Here is a 24,916-nt window from a genome sequence, read left to right on the forward strand (position 1 = left end):
TATAGGCCTTAAGCAGCGGATTGGCAGGTAGGGCACCAGAAGAGGTTTCGGCCCTCCATTACTTGTTCCGCAATCGGCGTGCCGCAGACATAGCAGGGCAGGCCGGCGCGCCGGTAGACGTAGACTTCGCCGCCGTGATCATCCTTGCGCGGCTCACGCCCCATGGCCTCGGGGGAGTGCTCGGCGCGCACGGTATCGATGCGGCCGTGCTCTACGCCGTAGTTCATGAGCTCTACCAGGTCTTTCCAGATGGCGAAGAATGTTTCACGGGAAACATCCTTGCCTGGGGTGAAGGGGGAGAGGCCGGCGCGGAAGAGGGCCTCCGCGCGGTAGATATTGCCCACTCCGGCATACAGGTGCTGGTCCATCATGAGGGAGCCTATGCTGCGGCGGGATTTGTGCACCTTGGTCCACAGCGCTTCGGGGTCGGCATCGGCGCGGAGCGGATCCTGGCCCACCTTGGTCAGCCGTGCCTGGTAGTCCTCCTCCGTGAGCAGCAGGCAAAATTGGGGCCCGCGCAGCTGCGCGGCCTGCACCCCATTGTCTATGCGTATGCGGATCTGCCCGCGGGTGTCCTCGCGGGGTTCGAAGCTGAGCTTGCCGATGAGCCCCAGGTGAATATAGAGGATATGTGCCGGGTTGGCGGCGGTGAAGTGCACGAAGAGGTGCTTGCCAAAGGCCTCTGCGTGGTCGATTTCTGTACCGTCCAGGATGGCCGCCTCGGTGGCAAACCGGCCTTGCAGGCTGGTCACGCTGAGCGGCATCCCGCGATAGTCAGCGTTGAGTGTGAGGGCTAGGCGGTGGATCACGTGACCTTCTGGCATAGCTTCAGTGTAGTGAAATCGTTGGTCGCCCCCAACTAGGGCGCGTGGCGCCGGGGGATGAAAAAGAGTAAACTCGAAGCGCGGATTGATTTTATTTCTATTGAAGGGTCGATAAATCATGACGCATAAAATCGGTTTTGACCGAGAAAAATACATTGAGCTGCAGTCAAAGCACATCCAGGCCCGCCGCGAAGAAATCGGCGGAAAGCTCTATCTGGAAATGGGCGGCAAGCTTTTCGATGATATGCACGCCTCCCGCGTGCTGCCGGGCTTTACCCCGGATAACAAGATCGCCATGCTGGAGCGCATCAAAGAGGAAATCGAAATCCTCCCGTGCATCAACGCCAAAGACATTGCCCGCCACAAGGTACGCGCTGATTTAGACATCCTGTATGAAGATGACCTCCTGCGCTTGGTGGACGTATTCCGCAGCCGCGGCTTCTTGGTTGAAAACATCGTCATGACCCAGGTGGAAGACGGAAATGCGCAGGCAGAAGCGTTCATCGAAAAGCTCGAGCGCCTCGGCCTTAAGGTAGCCCGCCACCGCGTTATCCCTGGTTATCCCACGAATACGGATCTCATTGTCTCTGAGGATGGCCTTGGCAAGAACGAGTTCGCGGAAACCTCCCGGGACTTGGTCGTAGTCACCGCCCCAGGCCCTGGTTCCGGCAAGCTTGCCACCGCACTATCGCAGGTCTACCACGAGCACCAGCGCGGCAATAACGCTGGTTACGCCAAGTTTGAGACCTTCCCCATCTGGAACCTGCCCCTCGAGCACCCGGTTAACCTGGCCTATGAAGCAGCCACGGTGGATCTCAATGATTCCAATATTATTGACCACTTCCACTTGAGTGCCCACGGCGAATCCACGGTGAACTACAACCGCGACGTTGAGGCCTTCCCGCTGCTGCGGACCCTGCTGGAAAAGCTCACCGGCACCACGCCGTACGAATCGCCCACGGACATGGGCGTGAATATGGCCGGCTACTGCATTACCGATGATGCGGTCTGCCGCGCCGCTGCCCAACAGGAAATCATCCGCCGCTACTTCAAGGCCAAGGTGGAAGAAGCCCGCGCCGGGCTGGGGGATGAGCAGTCTGAGCGCGCCGCCGTCGTCATGGCGAAGGCCGGCATTAAGGTCGATGACCGCCCGGTGGTGGGCCCGGCCCGCAAGCGCGCGGAGGAAACCGATGGACCCGCCTCCGCGATGCAGCTTCACGATGGCACCATCATCACCGGCCGCACCTCGCCGCTGCTGGGCTGCTCCGCGGCGATGCTGCTCAACGCCCTCAAGTACTTGGCCGGCATCGATGACGATACCCACCTGCTCTCGCCGGAATCGATAGAGCCAATCCAAACGCTGAAGACGAAGCACCTGGGCTCTTCCAACCCCCGCCTGCACACCGATGAGGTGCTCATCGCGCTATCCGTATCCGCCGCGAAGGACGAGGATGCCCGCAAGGCGCTGGAACAGATCAAGGAACTCGCCGGCTGCGACGTCCACACCACCACCATCCTGGGCTCGGTGGATGAGGGAATCTTCCGTAACCTCGGCGTGCTCGTGACCTCGGATCCGGTCTTCGCCCGCAAGAAGGCGCTCTACCAAAAGCGCTAAGGAATTGGGGATCTTGCCGGTAGCGCGCCTAAGATTATGGGCGTGACTATCGGCAAAGTTCTCCTGTATTACTGCTTTACCCCCATCGAGGATCCCACCGCCGTCATGCTGTGGCAGCGCACCCTGTGCGAGTCCTTGGGCTTGAAGGGGCGCATCCTGATTTCGGAACACGGCATCAATGGCACCGTCGGTGGCGACATGGATGCCTGCAAGCGCTACGTGCGCCAAACCCGTGAATACCCGGGCTTTAAGCGCATGCAGTTCAAGTGGTCCGATGGCGGCGCCGAGGACTTCCCGCGGCTATCGGTCAAGGTGCGCGATGAAATCGTGGCCTTTGGCGCGCCGGGCGAGCTGAAGGTGGATGAAAATGGTGTCGTCGGCGGCGGCACGCACCTCAAGCCGGAAGAGGTCAACAAGCTGGTAGAAGAGCGCGGCGATGAAGTCGTATTCTTCGATGGCCGCAATGCTATGGAAGCAGAGATTGGCAAGTTCAAAAATGCCGTCGTGCCGGATGTGCGCACCACCCATGACTTCATCGAGGAACTGGAATCCGGCAAATATGACTGGATGAAGGACAAGCCTGTTGTCTCCTATTGCACCGGCGGCATCCGGTGCGAGGTCCTTTCCTCCCTGATGAAAAATCGCGGCTTCAACGAGATCTACCAAATCGACGGCGGCATCGTGCGCTACGGCGAGAAGTACGGCAATGATGGGCTGTGGGAAGGCTCCATGTACGTCTTTGACAAACGCATGCACCAGGAGTTTGGCCAAGGACTAGAGGACCCAGGCTTTATCCAATTGGGCCACTGCGTGCACTGCGACAAGGGTACTAATACCTTCCACAACTGCATTAATGAGGATACGTGCCGCCAACAGGTGCTCATCTGTGATGACTGCATCCAGCATGTGGAAACCCAGCATTGTGGGCGACCGGATTGCGCCGAGGTAGCTGCGAATCTCGTCGATCAAAATTCGAAGTCTTGATTATGGATTGTTAGAAGTTGCCGAAAAAGGCCCAGCCTACTGGATTGACGTGGTCTACAACCGTCGACGCAGGCACTGAAGCACTCGGGATGGTCAGCCTCGTCTACTTCAAGAATGACATCACCCAAACCAGACACGAACCCGTAAGTATCTGAGTACTGCGGTGTCAGCTTCCATCCTTACATCGGGGTCCGTTGTCGCTTCAGCACAAGAATCAACACCTTCTCGTACTCCCGTGCGATCTGTTGATTCAGTTCAGAAACTTCCTAACGCGACCTCTATTGATTAGGTTCAGATTGAGTCAGGACAGGGTTCCGCTGAGGCTGACGAGCAGGGAAAATTAAACTTGCCATCAAGGCGGGTCTCGAAGAACTTAAGCGGATCAACAAGGATTGGTATGACGAGGTCATTTCAAAGAGTAAAGAAGGAAAGGCTGCTGCGGGCTCAGACGTTTCGATATCTTGCGAAATCTATTCCCATTCCTACAGGTATCAGCAGGAGCGGGGTAAATTTCACCAGTTGACCGGTATTCTCAATGTTGGCGTGGTCAAGGTATATATGGAGGCCAATAAAGCCAGCTACAGCCAGAATCATTCCTAGGAGGGTGAATAGGTAAAACTGTCGTTGAGAACTATCTGGATAGAGCGTATGGGCGTATTCTCTGGCCGGGCCAAACTCATCTTCGGCTCGGACACCCTTCTCATGGATTACCTCTTTGACGGATGACAGGGCTTGGTCGAGCTCTAGCCCATTGATGTTGAGTAGGCGTAACTCTCTGGCGAGATTATCCAAGTATCTTGCATTTGCATCCTTAGACGTTGTATTCATTTAACCTTCTTCCATGGGTTTGACAGTTTTGGAGCTCTTCTAGTCCATTTCTGAATAGAAGCTCACCTTCGCCACTGATGTAATACTCCTTTTTGGCAGCTCCAGAACTGGGAAATACCCATTTGGATGAGACGGCTCCTAACTTTGCTAGCCGGTCGCGAACTTCGTACCCGTGATGCGCGCCTTATTGTGCACCGGCACGAGGCTTACCACGGGTTACAGATACACCATACTAGCGGACGCAACCGCGCGCCTGGTTACCTCCGCGATAAGGTGGGTGCGATATTCTATGCGGAAGCCTAGTTCACCAGAAAAAGCTGAATATCGCTGATGGCCCAAATCATGAAGTTGAAGGCCACCACCCAAAAGATCGCCATCCAGCTGCGCCAGCGCAGGTAGCGGCGCAGCTTGCGCACCATAATGATCGCGCAGCCAATCATGCCCAGCAGTGGGATGATCATGGTGGAGATGGCAAAGAAGTTTCTTTGGCCCTCGGTACATAGCCAGCTTGCGGTGCCGTCCTCGCACAGGGGGCCGCCGGTAAGGCGCGAAAAGAGCGCGACGCCGAAGCCATATAGCGCGGAGATGATCAGCACGGACACCATGTACCAGACGGCTTGGCGTGTGGAGCGCCGGTTGGCGGCGGCTACCTCGACGGGATCGGGCTCGTCTGCCAAATCATCGAAGCTTTGCGGCTCGGGCCGGCGCAGGTTGGCATAATCGGCGTCGGTCGTCAGGTCGGTTTCGGGGTGCTCTGGGCGCGAGCTCATACATCAAAGCTTAGTCGGTCGCGGGGTGAATGAGTACCGGTACGCGAATATGAGGGAGCAACTCGGTTGCGTTAGAACCCAAAAAGACCCGCGCGATGGGGCCTTGTGGGGTAGAGGCCATCAACATTAGATCGCCCTTTTTCCACTTGAGTGAATCAACGGCACCGGACCACCCGGCCCCGGAACCGATCTCAGAGGAGACCTCGAGCTCCGGGTAAGCATCTTGGATGCGGTCGCGAGCCCGGTCGAGCATTGCTAACGAATCCTCGTGCCACTCGGCGGTGAGCTTTAGCGCAATATCGCTTTTATCCTTCGACGGGGAATTCAGCAGGTCATTCGCTGAGAAAGCCAAGATGCGCAGGGGTAGATCCCAGCGATCCGCCAGCGCGGCTGCACCCAATAATTCCCTATCCGCACGGTCACCGCGCTCCGTAATGACAAAATTAAAGCGGGTCACGCCGTGTTTCGATAATTTGGCCTTGCGCGGGATAAGCCCTAAAGATTGTGGCGAGTAGTGCAGGAGGGTATCCGCAGTTGAACTGGGGAAAAAGCGGCCCTTGGGCGCGGCCTGGTTGGGGCCTAAAAGTATGAGATCGGCCTGAAAATCCTGGGCCATCTCGGTAAGAAGCTGGGGGCGGGAAGGGCCATCGACAAGCACGGAGGGCGTATCGTCCCAGTACTTTTCCGGGATACCTGCCTCCGTCAGGGCCGCAGCCGTGGCTGATGCGCACGCTTGCTTTTGCTCTTTAAACCACTTCTTGTATTTCCCGCCTAGCTTGGACAAGGACGTCGTGGTCCACGGTTGGAAAACCGTGGAAATAACGCGCACCTCTATCACCGCGGTGCGCGATAGCCATGCGGCGAAGTCGAGGGGTTCCGTACCGGAAGAGGAAGGACTCCACGAAATGAGGATGCGCAACGGCTCTTTGGCCGAGCCTTTATGCAGGGTCGGCAGCAGCGGTTGGTTAGATTTTTTGCCCATAGAATGAATAAGTATGCGAAAGCTTAATGAGTACTAAAGCTCATTATCGTCTGTTGCGACCGCAAAACTAAAATTGCATGTGGCCGTAAGCTCGCTACTCGCTATCCATGGTGGGGCGGTAGACATCCGCAAGCTTGGAAATGACCGCGCCCATCTCGCGCGCGGTGGCCAAGTCCTCGGGCTCGAGCCACCGCATAATCTCCGCAAGGGCCGCGGCGCGTTGCCCGGAAACAATGGCCAATTCGGACTCGCCCAGTTGGGTGAGCGCGACCAGCACGCCGCGGCGATCTTCTTCATCGCGGTGGCGTTCCACGAACCCGCGGCGTTCTAGTTGATAGAGCGCGTTGGACGCGGTGGGCATGCGGATAAGCTCCGCCTGGGCGATGGTGGATACGCGGGAAGGCCCGCGCAAGCGCAACTGGTTCATGATGGAGACCTGCGAGGTAGTCAGCGATGAACCCTCTGCAGTGCGCTGGAAAATAAGAATTAACTTATTGAGCGCCGGTTGGATGTCCCGCGCTACCTCTACCGCGTCCTCGTAGTTGGACGGGGACTTCGTTGGGTCCGTCTCATCATGGTGTTGCGTCATAGAACTAAATTCTATCGTGCCCTACCGTCTGGCGGTAGTATCGCGACGAAAAAATTAGCTTCCCTTAATAAAATCTTCCAGCTCATTGCGCGCGACATCGTCGCCCTTCTGCACTGGAGGGGACTTCATCAGGTAGGAGGAAGCGGAAAGTACCGGTCCGGCAACCTTGCGGTCCAAGGCGATCTTGGCGGCACGGACGGCATCGATAATGATGCCTGCGGAGTTAGGGGAGTCCCAGACCTCGAGCTTGTACTCCAGGTTCAGCGGGACCTCGCCGAATGCGGAACCCTCCAAGCGGACATAGGCCCACTTGCGGTCATCCAGCCACTCCACGTAGTCCGAGGGGCCAATGTGGACGTTGCGGTCTGCGCGCTTGCCAGCAATAGGGGAATTGTGCACGTTGGAGGTCACGGACTGGGTCTTGGAAATCTTCTTAGATTCCAGGCGCTCGCGCTCCAGCATGTTCTTGAAGTCCATGTTGCCGCCCACGTTGAGCTGCATCGTGCGGTCCAAGCGCACGCCGCGGTCTTCAAAAAGCTTCGCCATAACGCGGTGGGTAATGGTGGCGCCAACCTGGGACTTGATGTCATCGCCCACGATGGGCAGGCCGGCGTCTTCAAACTTCTTGGCCCACTCTGGGTCAGAAGCAATGAAGACCGGCAGGGCGTTTACGAATGCGCAACCAGCTTCGATAGCGGCCTGGGCGTAGAACTTATCCGCCTCTTCGGAACCAACCGGCAGATAAGAAACAACAACCTCGGCACCGGCCTCGCGGAGGGCAGCTGCGACATCGGCAGGAGCTTCATCCGATTCCGTGATGGATTCCTGGTAGTAACGGCCCAGGCCATCCATGGTGGGGCCGCGCTGAACGGTGACCCCGAGGTCTGGGACGTCTGCGATGGTGATGGTGCAGTTGCGGGAGCTGCGGGTAGCCTCCGCAAGATCCTTGCCCACCTTGTCTCCATCGACGTCGAAGGCCGCGACGAACTCAATATCGCCGACGTGGTAAGGCCCGAACTGGGTGTGCATCAGGCCAGGAATATTTTCCTCTGCTGCGGCGTTGCGATAAAACTCCACGCCCTGAATAAGGGATGTGGCGCAGTTGCCGACGCCGACGATGGCGACCTTTACTTTGTCAGACACACTATGCTCCTTTATAAATTCGTTGCTGTGTGGTGCCTGCGCAACGTTAGGCCAGAAATTATGCCTGGTGGTAGCACGACGGCATATGGATCGATCAAGAAGAGGAAATTAAGATAATGCGGGTGAATTCCGTTGCCTTTAAGCACGAGCTTTCCCACGAATGGGAGCGCACCCAACACGTCCGCGAATACCGCGCCGGGCACTTGGGGCGCGATGAGGTGTGTGACGCGGACTTCCTCCTCCGGGCCGCCGCCGAGCACCACGGGCGCACCATGGATAAGCCTTGCCCGGTCTGCGGGGAGAACCTGCGCCTAACCCGGTGGGTGTACGGCGAGAGCCTGGGTCGGCGCGCCGGGAGCGCCCGCAGCGAGAAAGAAATAGCGGAATTTGTCGGCGAAGGCCTGGAATTTACCGTGCACGAGGTGGAGGTCTGCCGGCACTGCCGCTGGAATCATTTGTTGCGTTCTGCAACGGCTTTTAACGCGTGTTAGTTTTCGACGCACCGCCTTAGGCAGTAAGCTGCAATTATTTAGATTGTTACCAGGGATGAATGAGGACACGAATCAGTGACCGAGAAGGAATCTACTGGCGAGTCCACTAAGGTGGACCGCCGTAAAGAAGGCGAAGAACCCAAAAAGCGCCGCATCTGGCCGTGGGTCGTTGTGGCTCTCCTAGTGGTTTTTGTGGCACTGCCTGCAGGCCTTTTTGCGTATGCCTATTCGCAATACACCGTTCCGGAGCCCAAAGAGCTGGCCAATAACCAGGTCTCTACCATCTATGCCTCCGATAACGACACCCAGTTGGCGCGTTTGGTTCCGCCGGAAGGCAACCGCACGCACGTGACCTTGGATGAGGTCCCCGTCTTTGTGCAGGACTCCGTGCTCGCCGCAGAGGACCGCGACTTCTGGGATAACTCCGGCTTTTCCTTCACCGGTTTGGGCCGCGCGGTGCTGGGTAAGGTCACCGGCAATGACACCGCCGGTGGTGGTTCCACGATTACCCAGCAGTACGTGAAAAACACCCTGGTGGGCAACGAATACTCCTACGTGCGCAAGGCGCGCGAGCTCATCTACTCCATCAAGATGACCAACGAGTGGGAAAAAGAGGACATCCTCAACGCCTACCTGAATACGGTCTACTTCGGCCGCAATGCCTACGGCATCCAGGCTGCATCCAACGCCTACTTTGATAAGGACGCCAAGGACCTCACCCCTGAGGAAGGCGCCATGCTCGCCGGTCTTATCCAGTCGCCTTCTGGCCTGGACCCGCGCGTGAACCAGGAAGGTTCCGAAAACCGGTGGAACTACGTTCTTGACGGCCTCGTGGACATGGGCGATCTCAGCAAGGAAGAGCGCGATGGAATGGTCTTCCCGGAGACCCGCGACCCCTCTGAGTATTCGGCATATACGGAAGCCCCGGGTGCTAATGGCCACATTAAGGACCAGGTCATCCGCGAGCTTGAAGAGGTAGGAATTACGGAAAATCAGGTCTCTACCGGCGGCCTGCGCATTACCACCACCATTGATATGAACGTGCAAAACAATACGGTGCAGGCAGTCGATGACCAGCTGGCGCCGCTGCAAGGAGACGCCCGCGCAGCTTCCGTGACCATCGACCCGAAGACGGGTGCGGTGCGCGGTTACTTTGGCGGGCATGATTCCAACGGTTGGGACTACGCCAATTCGCCGCTACAGACCGGCTCGACCTTCAAGATTATGGCGCTTGCCGCTGCACTGCAGCAGGGCATTAGCTTGGATACCAACTACTCCTCGGCGCCGTACCAGCTGCCGGGCTCCGATCTGGTCACCAACGTGGGCGGCGGCTGTGGCGTATGCGACCTGCGCGAGGCCACCAAGCAGTCCCTGAACACGTCTTACTTGCGCCTGCAGAGCGATCTGAAGAACGGTACCCAGGACACCGCGGATATGGCCCACGCCTTGGGCGTTGCTCGCTCGCTGCCGGGTATCGAAGAGACGCTGACCGAAAACGGCAAGCAGCCTTTCGAAGGCGTGGTCTTGGGCCAGTACCAGTCCCGTCCGCTGGACATGGCAACCGCGATGTCTACCCTTGCGAACCAGGGCGTCTGGCACAACCCGCACTTTGTGCAGCGCGTAGAAAATGCCGCCGGTGAAGTTCTGTATGAACACCCAGACGATGAGGGCGAGCGCCGCGTTTCTGCCAATGTGGCCAATAACGTCCTTGAGGCCATGGGGCCGGTGGCGGCATGGTCCAACGGCTCGCTGGCGGGCGGACGTGCTTCGGCATCCAAGACCGGTACGACCCAGCTGGGTGATTCGGGAACTAATAAGGATGCGTGGATGGTCGGCGCCACCCCGCAGCTTGCCTCCGCCGTGTGGGTCGGTACGGCCGATAACACCTCTGCCATTTTCGATCAGTATGGCGGCATCATGTACGGTGCGGGCGCACCGACGAAGATCTGGAAGTCCGTGTTGGATAACTCCTTGGCGGACCAGGAATTCCAGCAATTCCCCTCTGCTTACCCCGTACGCTTCGGCACGGTTTCTGCCGGCGGTGGCGCTCCGGCCTACAACCCAGGTGGTAGCGCCGGCGGGCAAAGTACCCAGAACTACACTGGTCCAGCGCAAAATGGCGCTCCTGAAGAAGAGACCAGCCCAGCACCTGCGGAAAGCCCGGAAGCGGGTCGCGATGCCCCATCGCAGCAGCCGGAGACCCAGGGAGGCAATAATGGTAACGGTGGCAACCGGGGCAACGGCGGCGGCAATAATGAGCCGGCCCCACCCGAAGCTCCGTCTTTAGATGACATCCTTGACCGCGAAGGCGGCCTGGCTGACCTCTTAGGCTAAGCAAGGAGCGGTACGCGTGAGCCAAGATCAGCGCTTGTCCGCAGCAGACGAACCGATGGCGCGGGGCGTCATCGAGTTCCTGGGCGGGCCGAGGGGACGCTTTGCCCGGGGTAGCCGCGCGCAGTGGTGGACCCCGTTGCGCGCGTTGATCGCGGTAGCCTGGGTTTTCTTAGCCGGCGGGTTCTTAACCAAGGCAAATTGCGCTGCTGGTACTCGCGGCGAAGACGGCACCATCAACCTGGATTGGTCCGCCAACCGCCAGTACACCTCTTTTTGCTATAACGACATCGTCCCGCTGTATGAAGGCCGCGGTTTAGATCAACCGGGCTTTCCCTACGCCTTTTCCTGGCAGGAAGATGGCCTGACCCGCTACATGGAATACCCGGTATTGGCGGGCATGTTCCAGGGCCTGATGGGCTGGATTGCGCGCCATACCTATGGGCTCGTGGAGTGGGCCGGGGTGCCCGCCGCTGGTTGGTACTTTGGGCTAACCGCCATGGTCATGGCCTGCATCTGGGTCGGCGTCATCTACATGGTCTACCTTTTGGTGGGAAATCGCACGTGGGACACCATCCTGGTGGCCGCCAGCCCGTTGATTATCATCCATGCCTTTAGCAATTGGGATATACCTGCCATCGCCTTTGCCGTCGGCGCGCTGCTGGCCATTAGCCGCCACCGCCCCTGGCTCGCCGGCATCCTCATCGGCCTTGGAACCGCATTCAAATTATGGCCGGTATTCCTGCTTGGTGCGTTTTTCGTCCTTGCCTGGCGCAATCGCCGCTGGGACGCTTTTGCCAAGGTCGCCGTCGCTACGGCCGCCGCGTGGCTCGTGGTCAACCTTCCCGTCGCCTTGAAATACCCGGCGGCTTGGGCGGAATTTTTCCGCTTGAACCAGGAGCGCGGCGCGGAATGGACCACCCTGTATGCACTGATTAGCCGGAATTCGGGCATTTCTTTCAGCCAGGACTTTTTGAATACCTTCTCCCTCGTGGCATTCATCTTCTTGTGCGTCTGTATTGCCTTGGCCGGCTGGCGCAGCCCGCTTACCCCGCGGGTGGCGGAGTTGGTATTCCTCATCGTTGCGGCTTTCCTGCTGGTCAATAAGGTATGGTCCCCGCAGTATTCGCTCTGGCTGCTGGTCCCAGCGGCCTTGGCCGTGCCGCGTTGGCGGTTGGTTTTGGGCTGGGCGCTTGCCGATGCCCTCGTATGGCCCCTACTTATGTGGCACATGCTCGGCATTGATAATAAGGGCATTCCCCACGAGCTTTTGGACATGGCGATCCTCGTGCGCGATGGATTCATTATCGCCATGGCGGTGATTGTTCTGCGGCAAATGTGGAATAACACGGAAGATAAAGTGCGTGCTGCGCATACGGGCCGCGACCCATTGGCGGGAGTATTTCAATGATTGTGACCTTAATCGGCATGGTGTCGATCTTGTTGGGCTTTATCTGCGTCATGGCTGCCTTTTGGCTGTTTCATAACCGGGAAGATAGGCGCGGGCCCATCATCTTGGGCGTCCTCGCCATTGTTTTTCTCACCATCATCCCTGCGACGTGTGCTATCTTTTTTGCCGCCACCACGACGGGATAGATTTCTTTTCGCCGGTCATATGCGGTACTGTGGTGGGGTTGCTTGACGCAACGTACCCTCCTGCTGCATCCGCAAAGGTGATGCAGCCGAAAACGACTAGACCATAGGAGGTGATGAGGTCCGTGCGTCACTACGAAGTCATGATCATTCTGGATCCTAATCAGGATGAGCGCACCGTAACCCCGTCCCTAGATAAGTACCTCGACATCGTCCGCAAGGACGGCGGCAAGGTTGAGAACCTCGATGTATGGGGCAAGCGTCGCCTTGCATACCCCATCGAGAAGAAGGAAGAGGGCATTTACGCCGTCGTTAACCTGGAGTGCGAGCACCCTTCGGTTTCCGAGCTCGACCGCCGCCTGAACCTGAACGACACCATCCTGCGTACCAAGGTTCTGCGCACCGACAGCAAATAGCGGATACTGGGATCAGGCACAATCCACGTAACCGATAAGGAGTAAAGACATGGCACAGGGAGATACCAATATTACGGTGGTGGGCAACATGGTTGCTGACCCCGAGCTTCGCTTCACCCCAGCGGGTGCGGCGGTAGCTAACTTCCGCGTCGCCTCCACGCCTCGTCGCTATAATTCGCAGACGAACCAGTGGGAAGACGGCGAAGCTATGTTCCTGACCTGCAACGTATGGCGCCAGGCGGCGGAGAACGTCGCCGAGACCCTGAGCAAGGGCATGCGCATCATCGTTACCGGCCGCTTGAAGCAGCGTTCCTTCCAGACCCGCGAGGGTGAAAACCGCACTGTATTTGAGATCGACGTCGATGAGGTCGGTCCGTCGCTCCGCTACGCCACCGCACAGGTAAACCGCAATCCCCGTGAGGGCGGCGGCAACTATGGCGGCGGCCAGCAGCAGCGCTCGAATAACAATAATCAGGGCGGCTTTGGAGGACAACAACAGCAGCAGTCGCAGCAGCAGAACCAGGCTCCTGCAGAGGATCCGTGGAACTCCGCACCGCCCGCTGGCGGCTTCGGAGGCGCTGATTCTGAACCCCCGTTCTAAGTCTGTCACCCGCAACTATTCAACTAACTCAATTGAAAGGCAGGGATCATGAAGCTGATCCTCACCGCTGCCGTTGAGAACCTCGGCGCCGCTGGCGAAATTGTTGAGGTTAAGGACGGCTACGGACGTAATTACCTGCTTCCCCGCGGCTTGGCTATCGTGGCTTCCCGCGGCGCTGAGAAGCAGATTGAGGGCATCAAGCGCGCCCAGGAAGCTCGCGAAATTCGCGACCTGGACCACGCACGCGAGGTCCGCAACCAGCTTGAGCAGCTGACGAACGTTGAGGTCAAGGTTAAGACCTCCACTTCCGGCAAGCTCTTCGGTTCCGTTACCGCAGAAGACATTGTCAAGGCCGTCTCCAAGGCCGGTGGCCCTAACTTGGATAAGCGTATCGTTGATATGTCCAAGGGCCTGGTCAAGAAGACCGGCAACTACCAGGTCGAGCTGAAGCTGCACGCTGACGTGCTCGGCAAGGTGAACTTCTCGGTCGTCGCTGCCTAAGCAGCGCTCGACGGTCCACAGACCCAAAGACAACAGCACGGCTTAAGGCCCCAAGAATTCTCTATGTGAGGTGGAGAATTCCTGGGGCCTTTTGCCTACCCAACTGGCCTGTGGATAACTGTGAAAATCTGTGGATGAATGTGGAATTCAGGGTTCGGGGACACCACGATTTTGTCACGACTTTACCGCTGGTCACGGCCTATTTTCCGCTACGCTGTGGGAATTTTCACACTAGCAAATAACGGCTCTGACCAGCGGTTATTATCGCTGCAGGTCAGGGCGGTGTTGAGTTATCCACACCCGTGACCTCGGTAAATGAAATGCAAGGATCGGCCTACCAGGTAATTCCACAAGCCCCTGTGGATAACTGTGGAAGTTATGCCCAGGCGGGTAGTGTCCAGGCCCTCGTCTACACTTGGACAACGTTACGCTAGGTCGCTTCACGGACACCAAGGGGAACACATGACCAACGCAAGTTTTGATGATGAACAGCTTCCACCGGAACCACCTGCGCCGGATAACGCCGTAGCGCGCCGGCCGCGGTACCGACAGGATCAACCGCAGCGTTATGAAGAGTATCGCCAGCCGCCATCGGACCGGGAAGCCGAGCAAGGCGTATTGGGTGCAATGCTGCTCAGCCCCAATACGGTCATGGAAGTTATTGAAGAGCTCGAACCCGATGACTTTTATTATCCGGCTCACGCGCTAATTTATGGCGCGATGCTGGACCTTTATGCAGCGGGCCAAGACATTGACCCGCTTATCCTTTCCTCGCGGTTGGATAGGTTCAATAACCTTGAGCGCGTTGGCGGAGCGCCCTACTTGCACACGCTTTTGGCTACGGTTCCCACCGCTGCCAACGCCCGCTATTACGCGGAGATCGTGGCGGAAAAGGCCGTCCTGCGCCGGCTAGTGGATGCCGGTACGCGCGTGGTCCAACTGGGCTTTTCGGGCACGGAGGATGCTGAGATCGAATCGGTGATCGACCGGGCCCAGCAGGAAGTTTTTGCCATCGCCCAGCGCAAAACCGCCGAGGACTACCGCGTGCTGGGGGATCTGATTGACCCGACCATTGATGAGTTGGCGGCGCTGCAGCAGGCTGGCGGCGTTGAATTGGGTGTGCCCACAGGATTTATTGATCTGGATAAGCTCACCAATGGTTTGCACGCAGGCCAGATGATCATCGTGGCGGCGCGACCCGGTGTGGGTAAGTCCACGCTAGCGATGGACTTCATTCGCTCGTGCTCGCTGCAGCATGGCAAGTCCTCGGTCATCTTTTCCCTGGAAATGTCCGCCTCAGAGATCGTGATGCGCCTGCTCTCCGCGGAATCCGAGGTCAAGCTCACCGATATGCGCAGTGGCGGGGTGTCCACGGAAGACTGGGCGAAGATCGATGACACGCTTAACCGCATTCAAGATGCGCCGCTTTTCATCGATGATTCCCCAAACCTGACGATGATGGAGATCCGCTCCAAGGCCCGCAGGCTCAAGCAGCAACATGGCCTCGACCTCATCGTTTTGGACTACCTGCAGCTGATGTCCTCGGGCAAAAAGGTAGAGTCACGTCAGCAAGAGGTGTCGGAATTTTCGCGCCAGCTCAAGCTCTTGGCCAAGGAACTTGAGGTGCCGGTGATTGCCATTTCGCAGCTGAACCGTGGACCTGAAGCCCGAAACGATAAGAAGCCGCAATTGGCTGACCTGCGTGAGTCCGGTTCCTTGGAGCAGGACGCCGATATGGTGATGCTGCTTTACCGCCCAGACTCGCAGGACCGAGATAACGAGCGCGCCGGTGAAGCGGATATTATCTTGGCCAAGCACCGCGGCGGGCCCATTGACACCGTGCAAGTGGCCCACCAGCTGCACTACTCCAAGTTCGTCAACATGGCGCACGGATAAAAGGATTAAAGGTCCACGACGGCGGCGGGGTCTCCTAATCGGGGACCTAGAATCACCAACACGATAAAGACCGCGGCCGCGGCCAGAGAGAGCCACCGCCAAACCGGGAAGAAGCGTTGGCCGCACCAGTAGGCGATCGCTGCACCGATGAGCGCGCCGAGGGTATTAAACAGCAGATCGTCGATATCCGTGCGGCCCAGCGCGAAGGCATATTGGGCCGTCTCTAGCGTTAAGCTCAGCGCGAACCCCCAGGCCGTGGATACTTTTACGGAACGGCAAAGGGTAAATACTAGGAGCCCGAAGGGGATGAAGAAGGCGGTATTACCGGCGTATTCAAAAAGCGGGGCGAACCAACTATTACCGGAGAATTCATCGAGGGGAACTAAATGGAGCTCGCGGACGCGTTGATTTTCGGGTTTCCATAGGTAACCGATCTGGAAGAAGGCCTTCAGGGTGGTCAGTGCCACCATGACGCTTATCCAGGCGCTTAGGGCTAATTTATCGAGCAAGGGCCTCACCCTTCAGCTCAGGCAAAGTAAATGCCGCTACGGCGGCGATGGCGAATGCGGCCGCAAATAACACAAAGAGGAATCCAGCACCGGTCGCCGCGATCAATGGCGGCACAATAAGCGGTGCCACGATGGAGGCTATGCGGCCAAAACCCGCCGCGGCGCCCGTACCGCGACCGCGCAGCGCGGTGGGGTAGAGCTCCGGACCAATGGCATACAGGGCACCCCAGGCGCCGAGGTTGAAGAAGGACAACAGGCACCCGGCGATGATGATGAATACCTCGGAGCTTGCGGTTCCATAGAGCCCGGCGGAGACGGCGGAGCCGACCAAGAACACGGCGAGGGTGATTCGCCGGCCCCAGACCTCAATGAGCCAGGCGGCGGTGGCATAGCCCGGCAACTGCGCCAGGGTAATGATGAGGGTGAAGCTGAATGAGTTTACGAGCGAGAAACCATCGGCAACCAGCAGGGACGGAATCCAGATGAAGGCGCCGTAATAGGAGAAGTTGACGCAAAACCAAATGGTCCACAGCGCCGCCGTGCGCCGGCGCAGGCCCGGCCCCCAAATGGAGGTCTCGGTGGAGGCGGTGGGTTCTGGGTGGGCATCGTCAAGCCGCTGGCCCGCGGCGGCCTCTTCGAAGGACGCCACAATCTCTTCGGCCTCCTCGTGGCGGCCCTTGGACTCGAGGAAGCGCACCGATTCCGGCAAGCCCAGGCGCACGTAGACCGAATAAGCGGCGGGGATGAGACCCACGGCAAAACCCCAGCGCCAGCCGTTTTCGCCGGCGCCCACGATGAAGGTGCCGATGAGCGCGGCGAGGATCCAGCCGAGCGCCCAGAAGGCCTCGAGGAGGACCACCATGCGCCCGCAGATGCGGCGCGGCGAGAACTCGGAGATGAGCGTGGAGGCGACCGGCAGCTCCGCGCCCAAGCCCAGCCCGACGATGAAGCGGAAGATGATAAGCATGGTCAGCCCACCGGCCAGGGCGGAAGCGCCGGTGGCCAGGCCATAGACCAAGAGGGTGAGGGAGAAGATGTGGCGGCGGCCGTATTTATCCGCAAGGAGCCCGCCGAATGTCGCGCCCAGAGCCATGCCGAGGAAGCCAACAGAGGCGAGCCAGGAGGTTTGGGTGCTGCTCAAATCCCAATGCACGGCCAGGGCGGCCATGATGAAGGAAATGAGCCCGACATCCATAGCATCGAGCGCCCACCCTAGGCCGGAGCCCAAGAGTAGGCGCTTGTGTTTGCTGGTGACCGGAAGCCGGTCTAATCGTTCATTGCGGCTGAGCATGCGCTAATCATAGCGCTGGCTAGAAAATTTCCGGAGACGCAGGGAATTAGAGACGACGAATACGGAACTCAATGCCATGGCAATGCCGGCAAATAGCGGGTTGAGCAGGCCAAAGGCCGCCACGGGGATGAGAATAATATTGTAGGCAAAGGCCCAGAACAGGTTGCCCTTAATGATCTGCAGCGTGCGGCGGGATAGGCGAATGGCATCGGCGGCAGACCGCAGGTCCCCATTCATCAAGGTGATATCGGAGGCCTCGATGGCAACGTCGGTACCGGCGCCCATCGCCAAGCCAAGGTCCGCTTGGGCCAAGGCCGCGGCATCGTTGACGCCGTCACCAACCATCGCCACATTGTGCCCCTCGGACTGCAGCTTCTTGATGACGTCGACCTTTTCCTCCGGAATCACGCCAGCCGTGACCTCGGTGATGCCAACTTCCTCTGCCACGCGCTTGGCCGCGCCCTCATTATCGCCGGTCAGCAGGTGCGGGGTCAGGCCCAGCTTCTTCATCTGCTGGACGGCCTCGGCGGAGGTGGGCTTGACGGTGTCCCGGACCTCAATGAGCCCAGCGAGGTCATCGTCTAGGTACACCGCCACCGGGGTAGCGCCCGCGGTCTCTGCCTCGCGGAAGGCCTCAGCGTATTGGCCTAGGTCTCCACGCGGCTTGCCGACGCCCACGCGCACCCCATCCACCGTTGCTTCCACGCCAGCGGTGCTGGTGGAAAAATCGGTGCCGGGCTCCACGTCGCGCTCACGGGCAATAGCCTGGGCGATGGGGTGCTCGGAGTTCCGTTCGACGGCGGCGGCGTAATCGAGGACATCGCCATGCACGGCCGTAACGGACATTTCCCCGGCGGTCACCGTGCCGGTCTTATCCATCACGATGGTATCGACCTGCTTGGTGGACTCGAGGATCTCCGGGCCCTTGATGAGCAAGCCCAGCTGCGCACCGCGCCCCGTGCCGACCAAGATGGCGGTTGGGGTGGCAAGGCCCAGCGCGCAAGGGCAGGCGATGATCAGCACGGAGACGGCGGCGATAAACGCCGGCGCCACGCCGCCAAAGATGAGGTGTACCAGCAGCGTGAGGACGGAAATCCCGATAACTACCGGAACGAAGACCTGCGCGATGCGGTCCACTAGGCGCTGCACGGGCGCCTTGGAGGCCTGTGCGTTGGTAACCAAGGTGGCCATTTGGGAAAGGACCGTGTCCTCGCCCACCTGGGTGGCCTTGACCTCCAACTTGCCGGAAGCGTTAATGGTGGCGCCGGTAACGGTATCGCCCACGCCCACCTCTTCCGGGACGGATTCACCGGTGATCATGGAGGCATCCACGGCGGAATTGCCGGAGACGACCTCACCATCGGTGGCAACCTTTTCGCCCGGGCGCACAACGAAGACATCGCCCACCTGCAATTGGGAGATGGGGATGCGCTTTTCCTTGCCATCCCGCAGCACGGAGGCTTCCTTCGCACCCATGGACAGCAGGGTGCGCAGCGCCTCGGACGATTGTCCCTTGGCCTTGACCTCGAACCAGCGGCCGAGGAGCAGGAAGGTAATGACCATTCCCACGGACTCAAAGTAGATATGGTCCATCTCGGCCGAGCTGGAGGACCACGACATGCTCATGGTCATGCCGGGCTCGCCGGCGTTGCCAAAGAATAGCGCGTACAGGGACCACAGGTATGCGGCCGAAGTGCCCATGGAAATTAAGGTATCCATGGTGAACGAGCCGTGCTTCAGGTTGGTCCACGTAGCGGAGTGGAAGGGGGCGCCACCAAAGATGAAGACGACGGTGGCCAGCATGGCGCAGGCCCACTGCCAGTTCTGGAACTGCAGGGCAGGCACCATGGAGACGACCATGATGGGAGCAGACAATACCGCGGAGATGATGGTGCGCCGCAGCAGGCTCTGCTGTTCTTCAGCGCGGGCATCATCAACCGGCGTGCCTTCTGCGTCTGCGTCCCCGCCCTGGTCGGCGTCATCACTGCCAGACATATCGAAGGCGCTGTATCCTGCACCTTCCACGACTTTGATCAGATCCGCGGCCGTGGACGTTTCTGGATCGAACTCAATAGAGGCGGATTCGGTGGCAAAGTTAACGCTCGCCTCCACGCCGTCTACCTTGTTGAGCTTGCGTTCTACCCGGGAAGAGCAGGACGTGCAAGTCATGCCCGAGACCCCGAGATCAACGTGTGACATAGTATTCGCCTACTTAAGGGTGTATCCGGCTTCGGCTACGGCAGCTGCTACTTGCTCATCGGTGAAATCGCTACCGGAAACAGACACAGCGCCAGTGGTGTGGTCTGCAGAAACTTCCTCAACACCGGCGATTTCGCCTACCTCTTCGCGGATGGACATTTCGCAGTGTCCGCAGCTCATTCCTTCTACGGTGTAGTTCTTCGTTGCCATGACTATCATCCTTTCTCGATTGCTTATGTCTCCATGTTATACCCCCTCGGGGTATCTAGCAAGGAAGAGATTTAGGTACGGTGGGGAATAAACCACAATGTAAAGGAGTTACAACGAGTATGGCTACTATCGACGTCACTGAAGAGAACTTTGAACAGACCGTAACCGGCGAAGGCATTACGCTTGTCGATGCCTGGGCGGACTGGTGTGGCCCATGTAAGCGCTTTGCCCCTGTCTACGAGAAGGCATCCGAGGAGCACACCGATGCTACCTTTGCCAAGCTGGACACCGAGGCAAACCAGGGCCTTGCTTCCGCGCTGCAGATTCAGTCCATTCCTACCCTGATGATCTTTCGCGATGGCATCCTCGTATTCCGCGAGGCCGGCGCACTGCCGCCCGCAGCGTTGGAGGATCTGCTCAAGCAGGTTAAGGACCTTGATATGGCTGACGTTCGCCGCCAGGTTGAAGAGCAGAACGCACAGCAGGCATAGAATCTGAATTTTCAGAGCTTCCACGGCGCTTTCTGGTGAGTATCGCTAAACTCGCTAGAAAGCGTCTTTTTTATGACCAAAGGAGATAGTGATGGCTAACCCCTTCAGCAAGGGCTGGAAGTACGTGATGAGTTCTCTCGATCAAAAGATTGATGAGAACGCCGATCCAAAGGTCCAAATCCAGCAGGCGGTCAAGGCCGCCAAGGAACAGCACCAGGAAATCTCGGATCATGCGGCAGAGATCATCGGGCACAAGTCTCAGTTGGAAATGCAGATGAACCGCCTGGTGAAGTCCCAGCAGGATTACCAATCTCAGACCGAGCGCGCACTGGAGCTTGCGGATTCCGCCGAGGACCCGCAGAAGGCGAACGAGTACAACCAAGCCGCTGAGGTAGTGGCCTCTCAGCTCGTTGCGGTGGAACAGGAACTGGAAGACGTCAAGCAGCAGTACGCGGCGGCGGAGCAGGCGGCTGAACAGGCCAAGAACCAGCAAAAACAATCCGAGGCTCGCCTGAAGGAGCAGTTGGCCCAGGTGAGCCAGCTAGAAGCGCAGGCGGATCAGGCTGCTATGCAGGAGAAGAACGCGGAAGCGCTCGATTCCATGAACGAGCTCAAGCCCGATGATTCCGTGCCGAGCCTGGATTCCGTCCGCTCCAAGATCGAAAAGCGCTACGCCGATGCCCTTGGTGCACAAGAATTGCAGCAGGCAACCGGCGGCGACCGCATGAGTGAGATTCAAGCGGCCGGCAACGACATGAAGGCCAGCGCGCGGCTGGATGCGCTGCGCGCCGATATGGCCAAGAAGAAGGAAATCGAATCCGGGGATTAATTCTCGCGGCGGATATTAATAAGCACGCCGCGAATCCCTGAGTGGAACCCATCGCGCAAGTTCACGCGCTGGGTTTCCGTCAGCGTGTATTCATGCAGGGTTTCGCAGGCGAACTGTAGCAGCGGGCGGTCGATCTCCGGTGGCAATCCGCCGCCAGACAGTAAGTGGGCTTGGTCGCGCTGCTCTGAGTTGGCGGCATTATCAAACCACCACGATGCGTATTGCTGGCCTACATCGAATGGGGACTGGAACCCAGCAGAGCTCCAGACCTCTTCTGGCAGCGGGACGTACTTCGAGCGCAGCTTGCGCCGCGGTGCCATCATTGACGGTTTCGGCGCAGGCTTTGGTGCTGCTTGATCGGTAGCCTCGGCCTCTTCGGCAGGGCCCTTCTCCGCTTCTGCAGAGGGCTTTTCCTGCTCTTGTGGGGCTGGGGTTGCGGCCTGCTGTGCGCTTTGGGGCGGCGCAGGCTTTGGGGCGGGCGCCGGCGTGGGCTTTTCCGGGGTGCCGAATGCGGTTTCCACCTCGGAGGGCTCCTCGCACTCGTCGCAGTGCTCGGTGCCTGGAAGCTCCTCTTCTGCTCCCTCTGCCTTCTGCGCCGTATCGCGCACCACCGGGGGAAGCGGGCCTTCGAGGACCTGTAGCTCCATGGAATCCGCGAAGTCCTCGCGCGGATCCAAGATGGTGGTGGAATCACACGTATGGCGCAGCGCTGCGGACATGGAATCCCAGCCAAAGCCGTACAGGTGCACGCGGATGCCATTGTCCACGGCGGTCTGCGCGCCGGGGATCATGTCAGCATCGCCGCTGACCAGAACGAAATCGGTGAACTGGTTCTTCATAGCGGCCATGACCATATCGGCCACGAGCCGAGTGTCGACGCCTTTTTGGGTGCGTCGCTCACCCCATTCAATGAGTTGCCCTGTGCGCAATTGCACGCCCTCGCAGGTGCGAAGGGCGCGTTGGTAGCGGTGTGGACCGGTATCCGGGATTCCGTCGTACCAGTATTGGCGCTGAATCGGGTTGCCTAATTGCTCCTCGATCATCCCGCCCATGGTGCTGACCACCTCGGGCAGATCGATTTCTAGCTGCGCGCGAGCCCCCGTTTCCCAGGAGTTATAAAAGCTCGCGAGCAGGTATGAGGTATCGACAAAGACAAGTGTGCGTTCAAGCATGGCTCCTAAGTTCCGTTCTAATTGTTCTAAATAAAATTCTTTGTTACCTCCAGTGTGCCTTATTCACCCCGAAACGTCGATCACAATTCGCTAATTCCCAGCATATTGGCCGCAAATGAAAAGATTTCGGTGACCATTGCGGCGTCGGCAAGCGTGTTATATGGTTAGTTACACAACTAACTAAGTAACTAACGAGCCGAAGGTGATGATGGATAACTCCACGCAGCCGCTCTTTCGGCAGATTGCGTCCTTGGTGGAAGACACCATTGTGGACGGCACTCTGGCGGAGGGCGATAAGGCGCCTTCCACCAATGAGTTGGCGGATTTCCACAACATCAACCCCGCAACCGCGCGAAAGGGGATCACCCTCTTGGTGGACTTAGGGGTGCTGGAAAAGCGCCGGGGCATCGGCATGTTTGTGGCCGAGGGTGCTTCGCGTGCCATCCGCGAGCGCAGGCGAGGCGACTTTGCCGCGGAGTATATGGCCCCGCTTGTCGATGAAGCAGTGTGCCTGGGCTACAACCGCGCCCAGCTCCATGACCTTTTCGATCGGGTTGCAGAAAGCAGAGGAATGTACTCATGATTACTACCCGCGATTTCACCTTTTCCGCAGGCCTTACCCATGGCTTGGTCGGCCGCAACGGAATTGGCAAGACCACCTTATTGCGAAAAATCGCCGGCCAAATTCAATCCGGCCGCATCACGGTCTTTGACCGCCAGCCCTTTGATAACCAATCCGTGCTCAACCGGGTAATCCTCATGGGCATCGACAATCCGCTGCCGGATTCGTGGGGTAGCAAGAAACTCGGTGCCGTCGGCCAGGCCCGATGGCCCAACTGGAATGCGGAGCGATACGACGACCTCATCGCGCGCTTTGACATCCCAAATAAGGCGTATTCCGCGCTCTCCCGCGGGCAGAAATCGGCGTTGGGATTTGTTTTCGCCGTTGCCTCTGGCTGCGAAATAATGCTTTTGGACGAGCCTTATCTGGGCCTCGACCTGCCGCGGCGCGAACTCTTTTACCAGGTCCTCCGGGAAGAACACGGTCGCACCATCGTGGTATCCACCCATCACCTCAACGAGATAGAGGGCTTACTGGACACCATTTCCCTCATGGGGGAGCACCCCATTAGCGGCCCCGTAGACGAATTTGTCGATTCTTTCCTGGAAATCAGCGGGCCCGAAGAAGTGATCTCCGCGGCCATTTCCGCACTGGACCTGCCGGTATTGGAGCGCGCTTCAACCAGCCTGGGAGACCAGGTGCTTGTCGATGCCCGCACTACCTCGCCCGATCCCGTCTTCCGCTATGCCAACGAACATCACCTCCGGGTAACAGAGGTATCACTTGAAAAGGCTGTCCGATCATTGGAGGAGCAGTCATGAAACTTCTATGGCACACAACGGAATGGGTTTGGGTTACAGTCCTATTCTTCATCGCGCTTTACCCCGTACTTTTTGGCGAAAAGTGGGGAACTGTCACCTTGCTCTTGCCCCTTGTGCCCATCCTGACGTATCAACCCAGTTTTGATAAGTACCAAGTACTTGGCTTGAGCTCACAGATATGGAATGAACACCGCCGGATTATCGTCACGGTTTTTGCTGTTGTAGCCATGGCAGGAACGGCTGCACGGCAGGGCTGGTGGGCGTTGGCCGTTTATGCGGCGGCATTGGCATGGGCACTGTGGCGCAAACCAACCCCAACCAGGACGGGGTACTCGACGACCCCTTTGGGAATTGCATCCAAGCTTGGGCGTTTCCCGCCGACGCTCGACGCACAGGCTGTATACCGCCGCCAGGTCCGAATGCGGCTGATGGTCGTCGTATTTTTATCCATCAACGTTGTGCTTTCGCTAATGAGCACGCTGTGGGAACCGATGGAATTCATCGCTTTCATTGCTTGGGTGCTCTTCTCCTTTTTCCTCAGCCAAACCATGGGCATATTGCGGGATACGCTCAGGGACTATGTCACGCTCGGCGGCACGCGCCGCCGCTGGGCGACCATGACTGCAGCGACTGGGCTCATCTTCGTCCTTGGTTGTGCCGCCGTGGGCTTAGCCCTTTCCTTCTGGGGGAACACAATCGAGGTCGCCGCCGGCATCACCGCAATCGCGGCCGTCACCGTACCTGGTCTTACGTACCTCGAGTTCCTAGAGAAGAGGACTCTTGGAGTTTTTGTGGCGTACCTCCTCGGTATCGCACCGCTGGTTTGGCTTTTCGTCCAAGGCTATGTCTCGGCCGCGGTGGGGATGTTTATAAGCCTCGGCATCTACGCCGTATGGGCCGCAACCCTGCCGATATACGCAAGCCGCATAAGCAGCCTGTGGGAGAAAGGCCTTGCGGGCTGGTTTGGCATGAAATAGAAGTGTCTGAAATCCGTGCTGACCAGCAAGTTTGTGAAACTTTAAAGCGGTGTGTAACTTAATACGAGTCAGCGCGACCGACAGCGCCCCACAGAGACAAGACATTGTCTCTGGCTGCAGCGGCGATAGGAAAACAGGCCCTGACAAAAACAATTTTTTACTCGCAACGAGTTCCATGCTTTTGAGTATGTAGCTGTTGTGTGGTGACGATGTCTGAGAACTCAATAGTGTGCCAATGTACTTATTTTTTATTTTTGTGTGCATGGTTGTGTGTTGATTGGTCTGTTGGCC

General features: G+C 58.4%; 26 protein-coding genes. 15 read left to right on the plus strand and 11 right to left on the minus strand.

The window, feature by feature from the left end:
* Window positions 1-8: 8 nt before the first annotated feature.
* Window positions 9-824 (minus strand): Fpg/Nei family DNA glycosylase, encoded by an 816-nt coding sequence (locus ABRP87_RS08250; RefSeq protein ID WP_349868310.1) that lies wholly within the window; start codon window positions 822-824, stop codon window positions 9-11.
* Between the two features lie 118 nt (window positions 825-942).
* Between ABRP87_RS08250 and ABRP87_RS08255 the strand changes: the two genes are divergently transcribed.
* Together ABRP87_RS08255 and trhO are read left to right on the plus strand one after the other, a co-directional pair.
* Entirely contained in the window at window positions 943-2,439 is a 1,497-nt protein-coding gene (locus tag ABRP87_RS08255; RefSeq protein ID WP_023027989.1) for a DUF1846 domain-containing protein, read from the plus strand.
* 42 nt (window positions 2,440-2,481) lie between these two features.
* A complete protein-coding gene (gene trhO, locus ABRP87_RS08260; RefSeq protein WP_349868311.1) occupies window positions 2,482-3,423 on the plus strand; it encodes an oxygen-dependent tRNA uridine(34) hydroxylase TrhO in 942 nt (313 codons plus the stop codon).
* A gap of 444 nt (window positions 3,424-3,867) precedes the next feature.
* Here trhO and ABRP87_RS08265 read toward each other — a convergent pair whose 3' ends face one another.
* From ABRP87_RS08265 to ABRP87_RS08285, 5 genes are all read right to left on the minus strand, one after another.
* Entirely contained in the window at window positions 3,868-4,251 is a 384-nt protein-coding gene (locus ABRP87_RS08265) for a hypothetical protein (RefSeq protein ID WP_349863303.1), read from the minus strand.
* A 299-nt stretch (window positions 4,252-4,550) separates the two neighbouring features.
* Window positions 4,551-5,021, minus strand: coding sequence for a hypothetical protein (locus tag ABRP87_RS08270; protein ID WP_349868312.1), 471 nt, complete (start codon window positions 5,019-5,021; stop codon window positions 4,551-4,553).
* Window positions 5,022-5,031: 10 nt separating this feature from the next.
* Window positions 5,032-6,003: a universal stress protein gene (locus tag ABRP87_RS08275; RefSeq protein WP_349863298.1), complete on the minus strand. Its 972-nt coding sequence runs from the start codon at window positions 6,001-6,003 to the stop codon at window positions 5,032-5,034.
* A 94-nt stretch (window positions 6,004-6,097) separates the two neighbouring features.
* On the minus strand, window positions 6,098-6,592 hold the full coding sequence (locus tag ABRP87_RS08280) for a MarR family winged helix-turn-helix transcriptional regulator (RefSeq protein WP_239269609.1): 495 nt from the start codon (window positions 6,590-6,592) through the stop codon (window positions 6,098-6,100).
* Window positions 6,593-6,646: 54 nt separating this feature from the next.
* Window positions 6,647-7,735: an inositol-3-phosphate synthase gene (locus ABRP87_RS08285; protein WP_349868313.1), complete on the minus strand. Its 1,089-nt coding sequence runs from the start codon at window positions 7,733-7,735 to the stop codon at window positions 6,647-6,649.
* 116 nt (window positions 7,736-7,851) lie between these two features.
* Between ABRP87_RS08285 and ABRP87_RS08290 the strand changes: the two genes are divergently transcribed.
* From ABRP87_RS08290 to dnaB, 8 genes are all read left to right on the plus strand, one after another.
* Window positions 7,852-8,226, plus strand: a complete 375-nt coding sequence (locus ABRP87_RS08290) for a DUF5318 family protein (protein WP_023024493.1) — start codon at window positions 7,852-7,854, stop codon at window positions 8,224-8,226.
* Window positions 8,227-8,301: 75 nt separating this feature from the next.
* A complete protein-coding gene (locus tag ABRP87_RS08295) occupies window positions 8,302-10,560 on the plus strand; it encodes a transglycosylase domain-containing protein (RefSeq protein WP_349868314.1) in 2,259 nt (752 codons plus the stop codon).
* A 16-nt stretch (window positions 10,561-10,576) separates the two neighbouring features.
* Window positions 10,577-11,968, plus strand: a complete 1,392-nt coding sequence (locus ABRP87_RS08300) for a glycosyltransferase family 87 protein (protein ID WP_349868315.1) — start codon at window positions 10,577-10,579, stop codon at window positions 11,966-11,968.
* The gene (locus tag ABRP87_RS08305) at window positions 11,965-12,153 is read left to right on the plus strand and encodes a hypothetical protein (protein ID WP_349868316.1); all 189 of its coding nucleotides are present in this window, start codon (window positions 11,965-11,967) and stop codon (window positions 12,151-12,153) included. The genes ABRP87_RS08300 and ABRP87_RS08305 overlap by 4 nt, the downstream gene beginning before the upstream one ends.
* 122 nt (window positions 12,154-12,275) lie before the next feature.
* On the plus strand, window positions 12,276-12,566 hold the full coding sequence (rpsF, locus tag ABRP87_RS08310) for a 30S ribosomal protein S6 (RefSeq protein WP_023016353.1): 291 nt from the start codon (window positions 12,276-12,278) through the stop codon (window positions 12,564-12,566).
* Between the two features lie 49 nt (window positions 12,567-12,615).
* A complete protein-coding gene (locus tag ABRP87_RS08315; RefSeq protein ID WP_349863287.1) occupies window positions 12,616-13,167 on the plus strand; it encodes a single-stranded DNA-binding protein in 552 nt (183 codons plus the stop codon).
* A 48-nt stretch (window positions 13,168-13,215) separates the two neighbouring features.
* Window positions 13,216-13,668 carry a 50S ribosomal protein L9 gene (rplI, locus tag ABRP87_RS08320; RefSeq protein ID WP_349868317.1) on the plus strand — a complete coding sequence of 151 codons (453 nt, stop codon included), beginning with the start codon at window positions 13,216-13,218 and terminating at the stop codon, window positions 13,666-13,668.
* A 462-nt stretch (window positions 13,669-14,130) separates the two neighbouring features.
* Window positions 14,131-15,564 carry a replicative DNA helicase gene (gene dnaB / locus ABRP87_RS08325; protein WP_349863285.1) on the plus strand — a complete coding sequence of 478 codons (1,434 nt, stop codon included), beginning with the start codon at window positions 14,131-14,133 and terminating at the stop codon, window positions 15,562-15,564.
* Between the two features lie 5 nt (window positions 15,565-15,569).
* Here the strand turns inward: dnaB and ABRP87_RS08330 are convergent, their stop codons facing one another.
* From ABRP87_RS08330 to ABRP87_RS08345, 4 genes are read right to left on the minus strand one after another with little or no spacing between them, the layout of a single operon-like run.
* Entirely contained in the window at window positions 15,570-16,034 is a 465-nt protein-coding gene (locus ABRP87_RS08330) for a VanZ family protein (protein WP_284630582.1), read from the minus strand.
* Between the two features lie 28 nt (window positions 16,035-16,062).
* Window positions 16,063-17,364 carry an MFS transporter gene (locus ABRP87_RS08335; protein ID WP_349868318.1) on the minus strand — a complete coding sequence of 434 codons (1,302 nt, stop codon included), beginning with the start codon at window positions 17,362-17,364 and terminating at the stop codon, window positions 16,063-16,065.
* 3 nt (window positions 17,365-17,367) lie between these two features.
* Window positions 17,368-19,563 (minus strand): heavy metal translocating P-type ATPase, encoded by a 2,196-nt coding sequence (locus ABRP87_RS08340; protein WP_349868319.1) that lies wholly within the window; start codon window positions 19,561-19,563, stop codon window positions 17,368-17,370.
* Between the two features lie 9 nt (window positions 19,564-19,572).
* Window positions 19,573-19,773: a heavy-metal-associated domain-containing protein gene (locus ABRP87_RS08345; protein ID WP_023024475.1), complete on the minus strand. Its 201-nt coding sequence runs from the start codon at window positions 19,771-19,773 to the stop codon at window positions 19,573-19,575.
* 119 nt (window positions 19,774-19,892) lie between these two features.
* On the opposite strand from ABRP87_RS08345, the gene trxA reads away from it, so the two are divergent.
* Together trxA and ABRP87_RS08355 are read left to right on the plus strand one after the other, a co-directional pair.
* Window positions 19,893-20,264, plus strand: coding sequence for a thioredoxin (trxA, locus tag ABRP87_RS08350; protein WP_023024472.1), 372 nt, complete (start codon window positions 19,893-19,895; stop codon window positions 20,262-20,264).
* A gap of 91 nt (window positions 20,265-20,355) precedes the next feature.
* A complete protein-coding gene (locus ABRP87_RS08355) occupies window positions 20,356-21,093 on the plus strand; it encodes a PspA/IM30 family protein (protein ID WP_239269619.1) in 738 nt (245 codons plus the stop codon).
* On the opposite strand, the gene ABRP87_RS08360 is transcribed toward ABRP87_RS08355, so the two are convergent.
* Window positions 21,090-22,265: an NYN domain-containing protein gene (locus ABRP87_RS08360; protein ID WP_239269620.1), complete on the minus strand. Its 1,176-nt coding sequence runs from the start codon at window positions 22,263-22,265 to the stop codon at window positions 21,090-21,092. The two genes, ABRP87_RS08355 and ABRP87_RS08360, sit on opposite strands and share 4 nt — an antisense overlap.
* A 208-nt stretch (window positions 22,266-22,473) precedes the next feature.
* On the opposite strand from ABRP87_RS08360, the gene ABRP87_RS08365 reads away from it, so the two are divergent.
* From ABRP87_RS08365 to ABRP87_RS08375, 3 genes are read left to right on the plus strand one after another with little or no spacing between them, the layout of a single operon-like run.
* Window positions 22,474-22,848: a GntR family transcriptional regulator gene (locus ABRP87_RS08365; RefSeq protein WP_239269621.1), complete on the plus strand. Its 375-nt coding sequence runs from the start codon at window positions 22,474-22,476 to the stop codon at window positions 22,846-22,848.
* Window positions 22,845-23,648: an ATP-binding cassette domain-containing protein gene (locus tag ABRP87_RS08370; RefSeq protein WP_349868320.1), complete on the plus strand. Its 804-nt coding sequence runs from the start codon at window positions 22,845-22,847 to the stop codon at window positions 23,646-23,648. Before ABRP87_RS08365 ends, ABRP87_RS08370 begins: the two co-directional genes overlap by 4 nt.
* Complete coding sequence (locus ABRP87_RS08375) at window positions 23,645-24,625, plus strand: hypothetical protein (RefSeq protein WP_349868321.1); 981 nt, start codon at window positions 23,645-23,647, stop codon at window positions 24,623-24,625. The genes ABRP87_RS08370 and ABRP87_RS08375 overlap by 4 nt, the downstream gene beginning before the upstream one ends.
* Window positions 24,626-24,916 lie beyond the last annotated feature (291 nt).

This window comes from Corynebacterium sp. KPL2830, from assembly GCF_040225635.1.
Classification (GTDB): Bacteria; Actinomycetota; Actinomycetes; order Mycobacteriales; family Mycobacteriaceae; genus Corynebacterium.